Annotated in this window: 15 protein-coding genes and 1 tRNA gene; 5 read left to right on the top strand and 11 right to left on the bottom strand. The window is 68.6% G+C overall.

Annotated elements, in window-relative coordinates; all coding sequences use genetic code 11:
* Positions 1-27: 27 nt before the first annotated feature.
* From D3230_RS03045 to D3230_RS03070, 6 genes are all read right to left on the bottom strand, one after another.
* The gene (locus D3230_RS03045) at positions 28-1,479 is read right to left on the bottom strand and encodes an MFS transporter (protein ID WP_202343660.1); all 1,452 of its coding nucleotides are present in this window, start codon (positions 1,477-1,479) and stop codon (positions 28-30) included.
* 59 nt (positions 1,480-1,538) lie between these two features.
* Entirely contained in the window at positions 1,539-2,411 is an 873-nt protein-coding gene (locus D3230_RS03050; RefSeq protein ID WP_202343509.1) for a M48 family metalloprotease, read from the bottom strand.
* A 12-nt stretch (positions 2,412-2,423) separates the two neighbouring features.
* Positions 2,424-2,993, bottom strand: coding sequence for a LemA family protein (locus D3230_RS03055; protein WP_202343510.1), 570 nt, complete (start codon positions 2,991-2,993; stop codon positions 2,424-2,426).
* Between the two features lie 93 nt (positions 2,994-3,086).
* Complete coding sequence (locus tag D3230_RS03060; protein WP_202343661.1) at positions 3,087-4,391, bottom strand: D-arabinono-1,4-lactone oxidase; 1,305 nt, start codon at positions 4,389-4,391, stop codon at positions 3,087-3,089.
* A 23-nt stretch (positions 4,392-4,414) separates the two neighbouring features.
* Positions 4,415-5,665: an alanine racemase gene (locus tag D3230_RS03065; protein ID WP_202343511.1), complete on the bottom strand. Its 1,251-nt coding sequence runs from the start codon at positions 5,663-5,665 to the stop codon at positions 4,415-4,417.
* Between the two features lie 78 nt (positions 5,666-5,743).
* Positions 5,744-5,896 carry a hypothetical protein gene (locus tag D3230_RS03070; protein WP_202343512.1) on the bottom strand — a complete coding sequence of 51 codons (153 nt, stop codon included), beginning with the start codon at positions 5,894-5,896 and terminating at the stop codon, positions 5,744-5,746.
* Between the two features lie 237 nt (positions 5,897-6,133).
* Between D3230_RS03070 and D3230_RS03075 the strand changes: the two genes are divergently transcribed.
* The 4 genes from D3230_RS03075 (at position 6,134) to D3230_RS03090 (ending at position 8,575) form a co-directional block, all read left to right on the top strand.
* Positions 6,134-6,982, top strand: a complete 849-nt coding sequence (locus D3230_RS03075) for a transporter substrate-binding domain-containing protein (protein ID WP_202343513.1) — start codon at positions 6,134-6,136, stop codon at positions 6,980-6,982.
* Positions 6,983-7,048: 66 nt separating this feature from the next.
* Complete coding sequence (locus D3230_RS03080; RefSeq protein WP_202343514.1) at positions 7,049-7,717, top strand: amino acid ABC transporter permease; 669 nt, start codon at positions 7,049-7,051, stop codon at positions 7,715-7,717.
* Positions 7,714-8,448, top strand: a complete 735-nt coding sequence (locus D3230_RS03085) for an amino acid ABC transporter ATP-binding protein (protein WP_237466664.1) — start codon at positions 7,714-7,716, stop codon at positions 8,446-8,448. The genes D3230_RS03080 and D3230_RS03085 overlap by 4 nt, the downstream gene beginning before the upstream one ends.
* A gap of 53 nt (positions 8,449-8,501) precedes the next feature.
* Positions 8,502-8,575 (top strand) — tRNA-Leu (locus D3230_RS03090).
* 68 nt (positions 8,576-8,643) lie between these two features.
* Here the strand turns inward: D3230_RS03090 and D3230_RS03095 are convergent.
* Together D3230_RS03095 and D3230_RS03100 are read right to left on the bottom strand one after the other, a co-directional pair.
* Positions 8,644-8,949: a hypothetical protein gene (locus D3230_RS03095; RefSeq protein WP_202343515.1), complete on the bottom strand. Its 306-nt coding sequence runs from the start codon at positions 8,947-8,949 to the stop codon at positions 8,644-8,646.
* A gap of 129 nt (positions 8,950-9,078) precedes the next feature.
* Positions 9,079-10,926 carry a phosphoenolpyruvate carboxykinase (GTP) gene (locus tag D3230_RS03100; protein ID WP_202343516.1) on the bottom strand — a complete coding sequence of 616 codons (1,848 nt, stop codon included), beginning with the start codon at positions 10,924-10,926 and terminating at the stop codon, positions 9,079-9,081.
* A gap of 121 nt (positions 10,927-11,047) precedes the next feature.
* On the opposite strand from D3230_RS03100, the gene D3230_RS03105 reads away from it, so the two are divergent.
* Positions 11,048-12,517 (top strand): helix-turn-helix domain-containing protein, encoded by a 1,470-nt coding sequence (locus tag D3230_RS03105; RefSeq protein ID WP_202343517.1) that lies wholly within the window; start codon positions 11,048-11,050, stop codon positions 12,515-12,517.
* Positions 12,518-12,574: 57 nt separating this feature from the next.
* On the opposite strand, the gene D3230_RS03110 is transcribed toward D3230_RS03105, so the two are convergent.
* From D3230_RS03110 to D3230_RS03120, 3 genes are all read right to left on the bottom strand, one after another.
* Entirely contained in the window at positions 12,575-13,915 is a 1,341-nt protein-coding gene (locus tag D3230_RS03110; RefSeq protein WP_202343518.1) for an FAD-dependent oxidoreductase, read from the bottom strand.
* Between the two features lie 217 nt (positions 13,916-14,132).
* Entirely contained in the window at positions 14,133-14,615 is a 483-nt protein-coding gene (locus D3230_RS03115; protein ID WP_202343519.1) for a DUF501 domain-containing protein, read from the bottom strand.
* Positions 14,612-15,178 carry a septum formation initiator family protein gene (locus D3230_RS03120; protein WP_202343520.1) on the bottom strand — a complete coding sequence of 189 codons (567 nt, stop codon included), beginning with the start codon at positions 15,176-15,178 and terminating at the stop codon, positions 14,612-14,614. The genes D3230_RS03115 and D3230_RS03120 overlap by 4 nt, the downstream gene beginning before the upstream one ends.
* Positions 15,179-15,205: the final 27 nt, after the last annotated feature.

Here is a 15,205-nt window from a genome sequence, read left to right on the forward strand (position 1 = left end):
CTACCCCGCAACGGGGCGCGGAGCCACTTAGCGGCCCCGCCGTGTGGAGGGGTCCTGATCCTCGTCTTCATCAGGACCAAGCGGGGGCGCGTCCGGTCCCTCGACGCGCGGGATCATGCCCGTGGGGACCTCCTGCGGGGCGGACTCCCCCACGGGTTCCGGTTCGCGTCCCAGCACGGCGATGGGCGCGGTCAGCGTTTCCGACTGGCGCGCCCGGTCGTCCCCGAGGCCAGGCCGGCCTGCGTGGGTGACCCGCCACCTCCCGCCGGCGCGGTGAAACCTGAGCTGGCGCTCCGTGAGCAGCCAGGTCATGCCCACTCCGAACGCGACGAGCGAGGCGGCGGCGCTGATGAACAGCGTCGATCGTGCACCGAGCGCGTTTGCCGCGGCCCCCACCAGGGGTGCCCCGATCGGGGTTCCGCCCATCAGGATCGCCATGTACAGCGCGAGTACCCGGCCGCGGACGGCCGGGTCCGCCGTCGTCTGCACAAATCCGTTCGCGGTCGTGAGCATGGTGGAGATCGCGAGCCCGAGGAACACGAGCATCGCGGCGAAGGTCCAGAAGGTCGGCATCACCGCGGCGATGAGGCTGACCACGCCGATCCCGCCGACCGCGATGATCACGACGCGCATCCGCGCCGCGGGCCGCCGGGCCGAGAGCAGCGCCCCGGACAGCGAGCCGATCGCCAGGATCGAGGACAGGAGTCCGTAGTCGCCAGCGCCGCGACCGAATTCGACGGCCATCGTCGAGGACATCACCGGGAAGTTCATGCTGAACGCGCCGACGAGGAACACGATCACAAAGATCACCAGCAGGTCATGCCGCTGCTGCACATACCGGAACCCCGCGAGGAGCTGGGTGAGCTGCCCCTCCCGCGGCCCGCTCGAGACCGGGGCGACGCGGCGGGTGGTGATGAGCAGCAGCGCCCCGATCACCGCGAGGAAGGAGACGCCGTTGATGATGAACACCCAGCCCGAGCCGACCACCGCGATCAGCACGCCCGCCACGGCGGGACCGATCAGGCGGGCGGAGTTGAAGGACGCGGAGTTCAGGGCGACGGCGTTCGACAGCTGTTCGGTCCCGACAAGGTCGGAGACGAAGGCCTGGCGCGAGGTCGTGTCGAAGGCGTTCACGATGCCGAGCGCGAGGGCGAAGCCGTACAGGTGCCAGATCTCCGCGGCACCGAACACGAGCAGGGTGCCGAGCCCGAATGCCAAGAGCATCAGCAGCGACTGGGTCACGAGCAACACTTTGCGCCGGTCGAAACGATCCGCCACCGCCCCGCTGAAGGGGACGAGCAGCAGCTGCGGACCGAACTGCAGCGCCATCGTCGTCCCGACCGCGGCCGCGTTGTTCGCGGTGAGTTCGGTCAGCACCACCCAGTTCTGCGTGGTGGCCTGCATCCACGCGCCAATGTTCGAGACGAGCGCCCCGACGAACCAGATGCGGTAATTGCGCACGGACAGGGAGCGGAACATGTTCGACACGGGTGCGGGCAACCTCCTTCGGCTGCCTCCACCCTACTCGTGTGCGGCGACTAGAACTTGTCCCCCATGTCGAGCAGGCGGCGGATCCGATCCGGAATGGGCGGGTGCGTCGCGAACAGGCGCTGCATCATGCCGGGCTTCAGCGGATCCGCGATCCACAGGTGCGCCATGCTGGACTGTTGCTTCTGCAGCGGCTGGCCATACGTCGACAGCTTGTGCAGCGCGCTCGCGAGCGCCTCCGGGTGCCGCGTCGTGAGCGCACCCGTCGCATCGGCGAGGTATTCGCGCTGGCGGGACACCGCGAGCTGCACCAGGCTCGCCACGAGCGGGGCCACGAGCATCGCGACGAGGCCGAAGATCATGACGACCGGGTTGCCGTTGTTGTTATTGCGGCCGAAGAACGCCATGCGCACGAGCATGTCCGCGATCATCCCGACCGCGACGACCAGGCCGTACACGATCATCGAGACGCGGATGTCGTAGTTGCGTACGTGTCCGAGCTCGTGCGCCATCACGCCCTCAAGCTCCGAGTCCGTCATGAGATCGAGCAGCCCGGTGGTCGCGGCGACCATCGCGTGTTCGGGATCACGCCCCGTCGCAAACGCGTTGGGGGCGGGATCGTGCACGATGTAGACCTCGGGCATCGGCGTGCCCGTCGTGATCGCAAGGTTCTCCACGATCCGGTACAGGCGCGGATTGTCAGCCTCGGTGATGCGCTGCGCGCCACTCATCGCAATGGCCTGCCGGCCGGCCATAAAGTACTGGATCAGGGCGTAGCCGAGCGATACCACCATGACGGTGATGACAATCCCGGGCGATTGGTAGATTGCCGAGGCCAACCACCCGAGTCCACCGACGATGCCGATGAACAGCAGGACAATGAGGAAGCTATTGACCTTGTTGCGTCGTATGGCGCGGTACACGGTCCTCCGAGCTTAGAACTGGATGCGGGGCGGCTCGGAGATCGCGGCGACGTCCGACACCTCGAAGAAGTCGCGCTCCGTGAAGCCCATCCCGCGGGCGAAGATGGTGTTGGGGAACACCTGAATCTTGGTGTTGTACTCCCGCACCCCACCGTTGAAGAACCGGCGCGATGCCTGGATCTTGTTTTCCGTGTCCACGAGTTCGCTCTGCAGCTGCAGGAAGTTCTGGCTCGCCTGGAGCTGCGGGTACGCCTCCGCCACGGCGAAGATGCTCTTCAGCGCGGACTGCATGTGGTTCTCTGCGAGCGAGGCCTCTGCCGGTCCCTGGGCGGAAATGGTCTCCGCGCGCGCCTTGGTGACCGAGTCGAACACGCTCTTCTCGTGCGCCGCGTACCCCTTGACCGTCTCGATCAGCGAGGGGATCAGATCGGCCCGGCGCTTGAGCTGCACCGTGATGTCACTCCACGCCTCATCGACTCGGACGCGCAGCGTCACCAGAGAGTTGTACGTCGCCCAGACGTACACACCAAGAATCACGAGGACGCCGACGACAATCAGCGTGGCAATCAATCCACCAGACATATGTGCATCCTATCCAGCATTTCCATGAATCCGCTGAGATCGGTGGATCCGTGGCTTCGGGCCTGCGGCACCGCGCGTTCGGTGCCGCACGGGTCACTCCCCGAGCACCCGATCCAGATACGGATTCGTGAAGACTCGCGCCGGATCCAGCTCCGCGCGAACGGCCGCGAACCGTTCGAACTCTGGGTAGCGCTCCCGCAGCGCGTCCGCGTCGAGCGTGTGCATCTTGCCCCAGTGCGGTCGGCCACCGTGCGCGGCGAGGATCGCTTCGGCGTCCCGGAAATACCCGAGGTCCCGGTCGCGGTGGTAGCGGTGCACGGCGATGTATCCCGAGTCGCGGCCGTGCGCGGTGGAGAGTAGCAGCTCGTCGCCGCCCGCGGCGCGCACCTCGATCGGGAACGAGACGCGGTAGCGACGCCGCTCGATCATGGCGCGGAGCTCTCGCATCGTGTCCGCGACCTCCGCGAGGGGCACCGCGTACTCCATCTCGCGAAAGTGGACGCGCCGGTGCGTGACGAACACCCGGTGTGACTCGTCGATGTAGCGGCGTCGGCTCGACAGCGTCTCCACGAATCGGTTGATTGCGGGGGTGGTGCGCGGGGCAAACGCGCCGAGGTTCACGCACGCCCCGAACGCGAGGTTGTTCGCGAGTTCTTCGTCGACGAAGCGGGAGAGTTTCCCGAGCGGGGCACGCTCATGATCCAGCGGGAGCCGGGTGTTGGTCTTCGTGCGCACCGTATCCGTGTGCGGGAACCAGAAGAACTCGAAGTGGTCGGCGGCGCGGGAACGATCCTCGAACTCGGCGAGCACGAGGTCGAGCTGGTCCGGCGCTTCGTCGGCCTGCAGCAGGAACCGCGGCACGCACTGCAGGGTGACTTCGGTGACGATCCCCAGCGCCCCGAGACCGAGCGCCGCGGCGGGCAGGAGCTCCGCGTGGTGCGCCTCGTCGATCCGGATCGTGCGCCCCGTCCCGGTCACCAGCTCCACCCCGACAATGCCGGTCGCGATGCCGCCGAAGCCGAGACCCGTGCCGTGCGTCCCGGTCTGGGTGGCACCGGTGATGGACTGCCGATCGATATCGCCCATGTTCGGCAGCGCGAGGCCGAGCGGGCCGAGGATCGCGGGGAGCTCCCACAGGCGCGTCCCGCCGCGGAGGGTCACCCGCCCGCGGGCCGGGTCCGCGGAGACCAGGCCACGCATCCGGTCCATGCTGAGCTGCACGCCGTCGGTCGCCGCGATCCCGGTGAAACTGTGTGAGGCACCGATGGCCTTCACGGTGTGCCCGGTCTCCGCGGCACGCTGCACCGCGAGCGCCACCTGTTCCGTCGAGCGCGGGGCCAGCACCAGCGCCGGATCTGACGACTCTGTGCGCGCCCAGTTGTGCCAGCGCGGCGGCATGGCTCGGCGCGATCCTCGTTCGCTCACAGGAAGCATTTCCCCTCACCTCGGTAGCTCAGCACGGGATCCCCCGCGGTTCCATCGGCCCCCACGGGCACCAGCTCAGTGGTGTGCTCCAGCGGTTCTCCCGCCTTCGTGTGGCGCAGCCACACCCGGTCGCCCACGTGCAACGCTCGGGCCGTCGCCCCGCGCACCGGGGTCTGCACCTCCCCCGCGCCCTCGCGCGCCTCGTAGCTGAGCCCCGCGGGCCACACGGGTCGGGGCAGCCGATCCGGCGCGGCGGGCCCCGAGGCGATCCAGCCGCCCCCGAGCAACGTCGCCCGATCCGGCGTCGGTTTCCGCACCACGTCCAGGGCGAAGGCCAGCGCCGGCGCGACCGTGAACGCGCGGTAGCCGTCGAACAGGTGCGGGCCGTAGAGCCCGCTGCCCGCGGCGACCTCCGTGATCGCGGCTTCCGCGGCGGTCCGCTCGATCGACCCGGTCCCGCCGCCGTTCACGAACTCCAACTCGGCAACGTCCCGCACCGCCGCCACCGCGGCCCCACGCCGCTCCGCGAGCTCCGCGCCGCTCACCCGCTGCATGGTCCGCAGCAGCGCCGCCTCGGCGGGGTTCGCCGCGCGATCCCCCACCCCGGCGATCTGGGCTTCGTACGCCATCACCCCGACCAGCCGGAACCCCGGCCGCGCCACCACGCGGCGGGCGAGATCTCGCAGCTGCTCAGGGGTGTGGATCGGAGAGCGACGCACGCCGACGTGCCCGAGCGCTCGGCTCCGCCACGAGGCGTCGAAGTCCAGGCACACGCGAATATGCGCGCGAGATCCCGGCGCGACCGCGGCGTCGATGAGGTCGAGCTGTTCCTCGCTGTCCACCATCACCGTGACGCGGGCGGCGAGCTCCGCTGACTCCCCCAGCCGGCGCAGCCCGCTCCGGTCCGCGCTCGGGTACGCCACCACCACGTCGTCGATCGTCTCGGCCAGCCACAGCGCCTCGGCCACGGTGTAGGCGAGCACGCCCCGAAACCCGGGGAGCGCGAGCACCGCCTCGAGCACGGCGCGGGAGCGCACCGATTTGCTCGCCACGCGGATCGGGATCCCGCCCGCGCGGCGCCGTAGATCGTCAGCGTTGCGACGGAGCGCCGGCACGCTCAACGCGACCACCGGCGCCGGCCGATCCCGCGTCGCGGCATCGATTCCGGCCCAGTACCGATTCGGGTCGCCCCACGGGGCCCGTCCGGCGGCCGCGACGGTGTCGGCCCCGGTCACATCGAAAGTCATACCCGCAGTGTATGCCGCAGCCGTTCCTGAGACGGCACACACGCGCGGGCGCTGCGCGCCGCGAAACGCCCCCGCGCGCTATGACGCGTCGCGGAGCGCAGCGTCGACCTCGGCTTGCCAGGCTCGCCGTGCCGCCGCGCGCCGGGCGCGCCACGCCCGGACCCGAAGCCAGAGCCCGAGCACCACGGCCCCGAGCACGAGCAGCAGGAGCAGGATCTTCGCAAACGTCACGCGTGCAGCCTAGCGGCTTCGGGCCGGGCCGCACGCACCCCGCCTCTACCGGGGGCCACGAGTCGATACCAGACTGTGATGTCCGGGGCTCCGCTGCGGCACATCGAGCCCACCAGGGCGGTCGAGCGCGACGTCCCCGGCACCCGCGGCACCGCTCGGCGGTCCCCACGGTTGACCCGGGACACCGGCACCGCATACCGTGGCACCGGGGGGCCACGCTAGTGAAAGGCCGCAGAGTTGCTGCACCTATCTCGCACCCGACCATCGTCCATATTTCCCGCGGCCGCAGCCGTCCTCGCGCTCGCTGCCGGGCTCATCGGCTGCTCCACGACCGCGTCTGACACGGCAGATGCGGGCCCGGAACCCGACACCTCGGGGCTCGCCGACTCCTACACCGTCGCCACCGACAACTCGTTTGTCCCGTTCGCGTTCGACCGTGACGGCGCACACGTCGGATTCGACGTCGACCTCATCACCGCGATCGCCGAAGAGGTCGGGTTCGAGATGCGACTCGAGACCACGAACTTCGACGGCATCATCCCCGGCCTGCAAACCGGGGCGTTCGACCTCGCCATCGCCGGCATCACGATCACCGAGGAGCGCCGCGCCACGGTCGACTTCTCTGACCCGTACTACCGTTCCGGCATCATCGTGGGCGTGCCCGTCGCGTCGACGGACATCCTCGGCGTCGCGGATCTCGCCGGGCGCACCGTCTCAACTCGGCTCGGCTCGGCTCCGCTCGAATACCTCACGGAGCACGTCCCGACCGCCACCCCGCTCCCCTATGAGCAGCTCGACCAGGTGTATCTCGCCGTCGAGGGCGGCACCGCCGACGCGGTGCTCTACGACGCCCCGAACGTCGAGTACTACATCAGCACGCAGGGTTCCGGCAAGCTGAAGACCGTGGGCGACCTGCTCGAAGCGCAGGAGTACGGCATCGCGGTGTCCCAGGGCAACGAGGACCTCCTCGCGGCCGTCAACGAAGCGCTCGCAACCCTCATCGCGGACGGCCGCTACGCCGAGATCTCCGAGACCTGGTTCGGTGAGGTGCCGCCGTGGCTCGACGAGCTCGGGACGCTCGAGTGATCGCGGGCGCACCCGGCCGGGCGGGCGCACCAGCGCCCCCGCCCGGCCACCCCGGCGAGGAGTCGCATGCACGCGTTCGCACGATTTGATTGGGCCGGGGTCGTCCAGTTCCTCCCCGCGCTCGCGACCGGACTCGGCTACACCCTGCTCGTGTCCGTGGTCGGGCTCGCGATCGGTTTCACCCTCGGCGCGGTTGCCGGGCTCGGGCGACTGAGCCGGATCCGGCCGGTCGCCTGGCTCAGTATCGCGTACATTGAGGTGTTCCGGGGCACCCCCGTGCTCGTGCAAGCGATCTGGATCTACTTCGCGCTGCCCCTGCTCATCGGGTACACCTTCCCGTCCCTCGTGGCAGGCATCATCGTGATCGGCCTGAACTCCGGGGCCTACATCGCGGAGATCGTGCGCGGTGCCGTGCAGTCGATCTCTCGCGGCCAGACCGAGGCCGGGCGCTCGCTCGGCATGTCCCGCGGACAGACCGCGCGGCACGTCGTCTGGCCGCAAGCATTCCGCCGCATGATCCCGCCGCTCGGCAACCAGTTCATCATCAGCATCAAGGACACGTCGCTGCTCTCGGTGATCCTCGTCCCCGAGCTCATCTTCCAGGGCCGCCTGATCGCCGCCAGCCACTTCAACGCGGTCGAGATCTACACGACCGTCGCGGCCTTCTACCTCGTGATCACGCTGACCCTGTCCCGGCTCCTCACCGTGATCGAACGCAGAATGGACCACCCATGATCCCCATCATCGAGACGCGGGGGCTCCGCAAATCCTTTGGCTCCGCGGACGTGCTCCGCGGCATCGACCTCGCCGTCGCGCCCTCCGAGGTGGTGTGCGTGATCGGCCCCTCCGGCTCGGGGAAGAGTACCCTGCTGCGGTGCCTGAACCGGCTCGAACGCGCGACTGCGGGGACCGTGACGGTGGACGGGACGGAGCTGACCGCGCCGCGGGTGGACCTGGACGCCGTGCGCACCGAGATCGGCATGGTGTTTCAGCAGTTCAATCTCTTCCCACACCGCACCGCGATCCAGAACGTCGCGCTCGCCCCCCGCGTGGTGCGCCGGATCGGGCGGGCCGCCGCCCTAGATCGCGCGCGGTCGCTCCTCGCCAAGGTGGGGCTGGCCGAGCGGGCCGACGCGTACCCGGCGGCCCTCTCGGGTGGGCAGCAGCAGCGCGTCGCCATCGCCCGCGCGCTCGCGATGGAACCGAAGATCCTGCTGTTCGACGAGCCCACCTCCGCGCTCGACCCGGAGCTCGTGGGCGAGGTTCTCGAGGTCATGCAGAACCTCGCGGAGGAGGGAATGACCATGGTCGTGGTCACCCACGAGATGGGCTTCGCCCGCCGCGTCGCCGACCGGGTCCTGTTTATGGACGACGGCGTCATCGTCGAGTCCGGCCCCCCGGAACGGGTATTCGAGGCGCCCGAGCGTGAGCGCACCCGCGATTTCCTGCGCCAGGTGACCGGCTAGCGCGCCCGCGGGCGCGGCTCTCGGTGCTTCGAGTGTGGGAGTATGGTCCGCAGCCCCCCATAGCCCAACCGGCAGAGGCAGTCGACTTAAAATCGATTCAGTCTGGGTTCGAATCCCAGTGGGGGGACGCTGTATTCCTGGTGACGCGCCCGTTCAGGAGAGCCAGCCTGCGACAACGTGCCGTCACGTCGGCGTTTATTCGGCGTTCCGGCTCCCGCTTTCGCGGCGGAGCCGCCAGTTGTGCACGCCGATCACCCCCACCATGACCCCGACGGCGAGGGCGTAGAGCACGATCGGCCAGTACCGTTGTCCCGCCGCCATGAACATGCCGCTGAAGATCACGCAGCCGCTCCCCGCGGCGAGCCACCAGGTGTACGCGGCGGGCACGTGCGCCGCCCGTCGCCACATCGATACCCGCTGTCCTCGGTTTGCGCGGACCAGGAGGACCGCAGATCCCGCGGCGAGCAAACTTCCGAGGCCCGCGAGGATCCAGCCGATCACGTGCATACCGTCCAGCCCAGCAGGCCAGCAGGTGCCTGTCAAGCGGTGTCCGGTGGAAAAGAGTAAGCCCCGTCGTTGGGCAGAACGACGGGGCTTACGGACTGTGAGGCGCCTGAGCGGCGCCGGGCGCTACGCGCTCAGGCGTGCGCGGAGACCCGCGAGCTGCTCCTGCAGTGCCGCGGGGATCCGGTCACCGAACTGGGCGAAGAACTCCTCGGTCAGGTCGGCCTCGGCGAGCCACGAACTCGGATCGATCGCGAAGAGTTCGGCAAGGTCGGCCTCGGGGACTTCGATCCCGTCGAGGTTGAGCTCGCCCTCGGCGGGAACGGTGCCGATCGCGGTCTCGCGGCCGGTGACCTCGCCCTGAACGCTGCGGATCACCCAGTCGATGACGCGGGAGTTCTCGCCGAATCCGGGCCACAGGAAGCGGCCGTCGTCGCCCTTGCGGAACCAGTTGACCTGGAAGATCTTCGGCGCGTTGTCGCCGAGCGTCTTGCCCATCTCGAGCCAGTGGCCCCAGTAGTCGGCCATGTTGTAGCCGCAGAACGGGAGCATTGCGAACGGGTCGCGGCGCAGTTCACCCACGGTGCCCTCCTGCGCGGCCGTCTTCTCCGAGGAGATCGTGGCACCGACGAACACGCCGTGATCCCACGACAGCGACTGCGCGACAAGCGGCACGTTGGTCGCGCGGCGGCCACCGAACAGGATCGCGTCGAGCGGCACGCCGTCCTGCTCGTACCAGTCCTGCGCGAGGGTCGGGGTCTGCTGGATCGGCACCGTGAACCGGGAGTTCGGGTGCGCGGCGACGCGGCCCGACTCCGGGGTCCACTCGTTGCCCTGCCAGTCGATCAGGTGCTCGGGGACCTCGTCGGTCTTGCCCTCCCACCACACGTCGCCATCGTCGGTCAGCGCCACGTTCGTGTAGATCGTGTTGCCCCAGAGGGTCTCCATGGCGACCGGGTTCGTCGACTCGCCCGTGCCCGGTGCCACGCCGAAGAAGCCGGCCTCGGGGTTGATCGCGTACAGACGCCCGTCGGTGCCGGGGCGAAGCCAGGCGATGTCGTCGCCGATGGTCTCGACCTTCCACCCCGGGATGGTGGGCTGGAGCATCGCGAGGTTCGTCTTGCCGCAGGCCGAGGGGAACGCGGCAGAGATGTGGTACGCCGTATTCGTGTTGGTGTCCGTGAGCTTCAGGAGCAGCATGTGCTCGGCGAGCCAGCCCTCGTTCTTGCCCATGACGCTCGCAATACGCAGCGCGAAGCACTTCTTCGAGAGCAGCGCGTTGCCGCCGTATCCGGAACCGAACGACCACACCTCGAGCGTGTCCGGGAAGTGCGTGATGTACTTCGTGTCGTTGCAGGGCCACGCGTCATCGTCCTGGCCGGCCTCGAGCGGAGCACCAACGGAGTGGACGGTGCGCACCCACTCGCTGCCGGGCGTAATGCCGTCGAGGGCGGTCTGGCCCATGCGGGTCATGATGCGCATGTTGAGCACCGCGTAGGGCGAATCGGTGATCTCGATGCCGAGCTGCGTGATCGCGCCGCCCACCGGGCCCATCGAGAACGGCACGACGTACATGGTCCGGCCGCGCATGACGCCGTCGAACAGCGGCATGAGCTCGGCCTTCATCGCGTCCGGGGCCACCCAGTTGTTCGTGGGGCCGGCGTCCGCTTCGTCCTCGGAGCAGATGAAGGTGCGGTCCTCGACGCGCGCCACATCGGCCGGGTGCGAGCGGGCCAGGAAACTCCCGGGGCGCAGATCCTTGTTGAGCGGGATCAGGGTCCCCGCCTCAACCATCTCGGAGGTGATGCGGTTCCACTCGTCCTGGGAACCGGTGCACCACACCACGGCGTCCGGCTTCGTGAGCTCCGCGACCTCGGTCACCCACTGCAGGATTTCCGGATTGGTCGTGGTGGCTTCCGCGGCTACGAGGTCAGAAATCGACTGCGCGGCCTCGACGGTCTGGCTGATGCCCATGCGTGCTCCTCAGGATCACTCTGGTGAAGAATCGGTGACATCTCCATTCTGGAGAACAAATTCACCCCAAGTTTACCAAACCCACTGTAAATTTTCGGGATTTTTGCCGTATTGTCAAGTTATGGCTCCGAACAGCACTTCTCCCGCCGCCGAGGCCGATCTCGATCGCTTGGTCCTCGGCAAGCGGCTCCGACACTTCCGCACCCGCGCGGGTTTGACCCTCGAACAGCTGGGCGAGCGCGTCGGCGTGGTCGCCAGCCAGCTCTCCCTGATCGAGAACGGCCGCCGCGAACCGAAGCTCACCCTGCTCCAGGCGCTCGGGCGTGAGTTCGGCGTCGATCCTGCCGAGTTCCTCACCGGCGAGGCACCCGACCACCGCAGCTCGCTCGAAATCGAACTCGAGCGCGCCCAGAACGCCCCCGGCTATCAGCGCCTCGGACTCCCCCACGTCCGCACCCCGCGCACGCTTGGGGACGAAGCCCTGGAATCGCTGGTCGGACTGCACCGCGAGCTCGCCCGTCGATCCCGGGCCGCGGCCACCACCTCGGAGGAGGCCCGCCGCGTCAACACCGCCATCCGCATGAAGATGCGCGAGCACGACAACTGGCTCCCCGACATCGAGCTTGTCGCATCCGATCTGATGCGCAGGATCGGGCACGGAGCGGGGGCCGTCACGCACCGCCAGGTCGCCATGCTCGCCGAGCTCCTCGGCTTCACACTGATCTTCGTGGACGACCTCCCCTCCAACACGCGGAGCATCACCGACCTCGAGAATGGCCGGATCTACCTGCCGCCCGCATCGATTCCCGGCGGTCACGGCCTGCGTTCTCTCGCCCTCCAGGCCATGGCGCACCGCGTCCTCGGCCACGCCGAGCCGGCAAGTTATGCAGAATTTCTCGAGCAGCGGCTGCAGATCAACTACTTTGCGGCGGCCTGCCTGATCCCGGAGGCGAAGGCCGTCGACTTCCTCCAGCAGGCGAAGCGCAACCGCAATCTCGCGATCGAAGACTTCCGTGACGCCTTCGGGGTCACGCACGAGGCCGCGGCCCACCGCTTCACGAATATCGCCACCCGGCACCTCGACCTCCGCGTCCACCACTACCGCGCCGACGGTGCCGGTTCCCTCGTGCGCGGCTACGAGAACGACAACCTGCCGTTCCCGAGCGACGACTCCGGCTCCATCGAGGGCGAGGTGCTCTGCCACAAGTGGGGTGGGCGCACGGCGTTCGACCGCACCAACCGCACCAGCGAGTTCTACCAGTACACCGACACTCCGAACGGCACGTTCTGGACCAGCGTGCAGACCGGCGACGCCGAGCACGGGCCGTTCGCGATCGCCTGTGGCGTGGCGTTCGACGATGCGAAGTGGTTCCGCGGCCGCGACACCACGGAGCGGATGGTGTCCACCTGTCCGGATCCCACCTGCTGCCGCACCCCGGCCCCGGGACTGCTGTCGCGGTGGGAGGGGAAGGCCTGGCCCAGTGCCCGGATGCACGCGCACGTGCTCGCTCCGCTCCCCTCCGGCACCTTCCCCGGTGTCGATGACACCGAGATGTACCAGTTCCTCAGCAAGCACGCACCCGAGGCGTAACCAGAGAACGCCCCGGCAGCGCAGGCTGCCGGGGCGTTCTGAGGGTCACCCGAGTGGTTACTCGGCTGCGGGCTTCGGCCGCGAGGCGAACTCCTCGAAGATCGCCCGGGGCTGCTGCGTCGCCTCAATGTTGACGATGTCGCGGCCCAGGAAGAAGTGGCCCACCCAGCCACCGAACACGCGCCACTTGCGCTCCCACGTGGGGATCGCGAGGCCGTGGTAGAAGCGGTGTGCGAGCCACGCAATGTAGCCGCGCATGGCGAACTTGCCCGACTGGAACACGCCCGTGTTCATGCCGAGGCCGGCAACGGCACCCTGGTTCTTGTGGTTGTACTCGGCAACGCCCTCGCCGCGCAGCGACGCCGCGATGTTCTTCGCGAGCAGACGGCCCTGGCGCACCGCGTGCTGTGCGTTCGGCACGCAGAAGCCGCCGGGGCCGGGGGTCGACGAAATGTCGGGGGTCTGCGAGGTGTCGCCTGCGGTCCAGGCCCCTTCAACGACGTCGCCGTCCTCGGTGGTGACCTGCAGCGTCGGGCTACCGATCACGTGGCCGCGGGGACCGATCGGGAGGTCCGTGCCGCGCAGGAACGGACGGGGCATGACGCCCGCGGTCCACACGATGAGGTCGGACTCGTAGTTCTCGCCCGTCGACAGCTCGATCTTGCCATCGACCGCGGAGGAGAGCTGCGTGTCGAGGTGGATGTTCACGCCGCGACGGGTCTGGTCCTTGACCACCCAATCGGCGGTCTCCTGCGAGACCTCCGGCATGATCCGCCCCATCGCCTCGACGAGGTGGAACTTCGTCTCGTCGAAGGTGATCTCCGGGTAGCGACGCAGCAGGCTGGTCGCGAAGGAGCGAAGCTCCGAGATCGTCTCGATGCCGGCGAAGCCGCCACCGACGACCGTGATCGTCAGGAGGCGTGCGCGCTCAGCCGAACCGGCGGGCAGCGACGCGGCGCGCTCGAAGTTGCCGACGATGCGGTCACGCACGGCAACCGCCTCTTCGATCGTCTTCATGCCGATCGCGTTATCGGCGATGCCGGCGATCGGGAAGGTGCGAGACACCGAGCCGGTGGTGACGACGATCTGGTCGTAGGCGAACTCGTACGCTTCGCCCTCGTTCGGCGTGATGGTCGCCGTCTTGGTGGCGTGCGAGATGCCCGTGACCTTGCCCGCAACGTTTGCGGTGCGCTTCAGGTGGCGACGACGCGCGACCACCGCGTGGCGGGGCTCGATCGAGCCTGCAGCCACCTCAGGGAGGAACGGCAGGTACGCGAGGTACGGCAGCGGATCGACGATCGTGACTTCGGCCTCACCAGCGCGGAGAAGCTTCTCGAGCTTCCATGCGGTGTAGAAGCCGGCGTAGCCACCGCCAACGATCAGAATCTTCTTCGCCACTGGGCGGTCTCCTTGATGCTCTGTGCGGGAACTGTCCGAATTCCGGACACGACGGATGGGCACACGGGTGCCCCTGCCGTTCAGTCTACCGCGCATTCCGGCAGTCCCCAGCCACTTCGACGGGAAATCCTCGAAAAACAGTGGAATCTTCGACGGAACCAGCACTTTCCCGACTTGGGGGTCCCCACGGCATGCGCGGAGTTCGGCGGTCGCCCGGCTACGGCCGCCAGCCGCTGCGCTCGAGGGCGATATCACCGATCGGGTTCACGCCGGGCCCCGCGGCCAGGGCATGCCCGATCAGCGCGTGCAGGCACTTCACGCGAGTCGGCATGCCGCCGGCACTCACGCCCGCGAGCTCCGGAACCTCGCCGACGAGGTCGCGGTCCGCGATGTACTGTTCGTGCGCCCGCTGGTACTGAGCGCGCAGCTCTTCATCTTCCGCGAGCATCTCGTTGAACTCGACCATCATGCCGACCGCCTCGAGTCGTGAGGCCGCGGCGACCGCCTCCGGGTGGCAGAGGTAGTAGAACGTCGGAAACGGCGAACCGTCCGGCAGGCGAGGTGCTGTAGCGACGACCGTCGGACTCCCGTCCGTCGTGCGGCCGGCGATCCCGACCACGCCGCGCGCTTCGCGCCCCAGCTGCTCGCTCACGGCGACAATGTCGGCCTCGGTGGGGGCGGGGTACGGCGGGCGGCTCATTCGGTGATCTCCTCGGTGCCTTCGGGGGCGGTGTCGGGTGTCTCATCGCCCGTCGACGCGGTGTCGGTGGGCGCGGGGTCAGTGGTCGCGGGGTCGGTGGTCGCGGGGTCGGTCGTCGCTGCCGGATCCGTCGCCTGTTCTTCGGCCGGCATCGTTCCCGCGCTCAGGAACGAGGCGGCGAGGCCGTGCGCCCAATTGTCCTGGATCCGCGAGAGCGTGGCGCTGGTCTCCTCGGTCGACTCGATGGGGAGCACCACATCGTCGATCACGTTGAGCTGGGTCTCCCCCGGCAGCACGTAAAAGAGTCGATCTCGCGCCTGCGCGCGCACGTAGACCGGATCCTTCCACTTTGCGCGCTCCGCGTCCATCTCGGTGACCGCCTCCTGGTGGATCCGGACGCTCTCGCGCAGCTCGGCGATCTCGCGCTGCTGCTGCACGTACGTGGACAGGCTCGGACTCACGATGACCGCGCCCGCCAACACGAGAATGACCACGAGCACGGTGAAGCCGCTGAAGCGTAGGCTCGAGGCCCACGCCCCGAGGTCGCCCGTCCAGCGTTTCACCGTGCTCGTCGTTCTCTTCTGGGGTGG

Source organism: Leucobacter chromiireducens subsp. solipictus (assembly GCF_016758195.1).
Classification (GTDB): Bacteria; Actinomycetota; Actinomycetes; order Actinomycetales; family Microbacteriaceae; genus Leucobacter; species Leucobacter solipictus.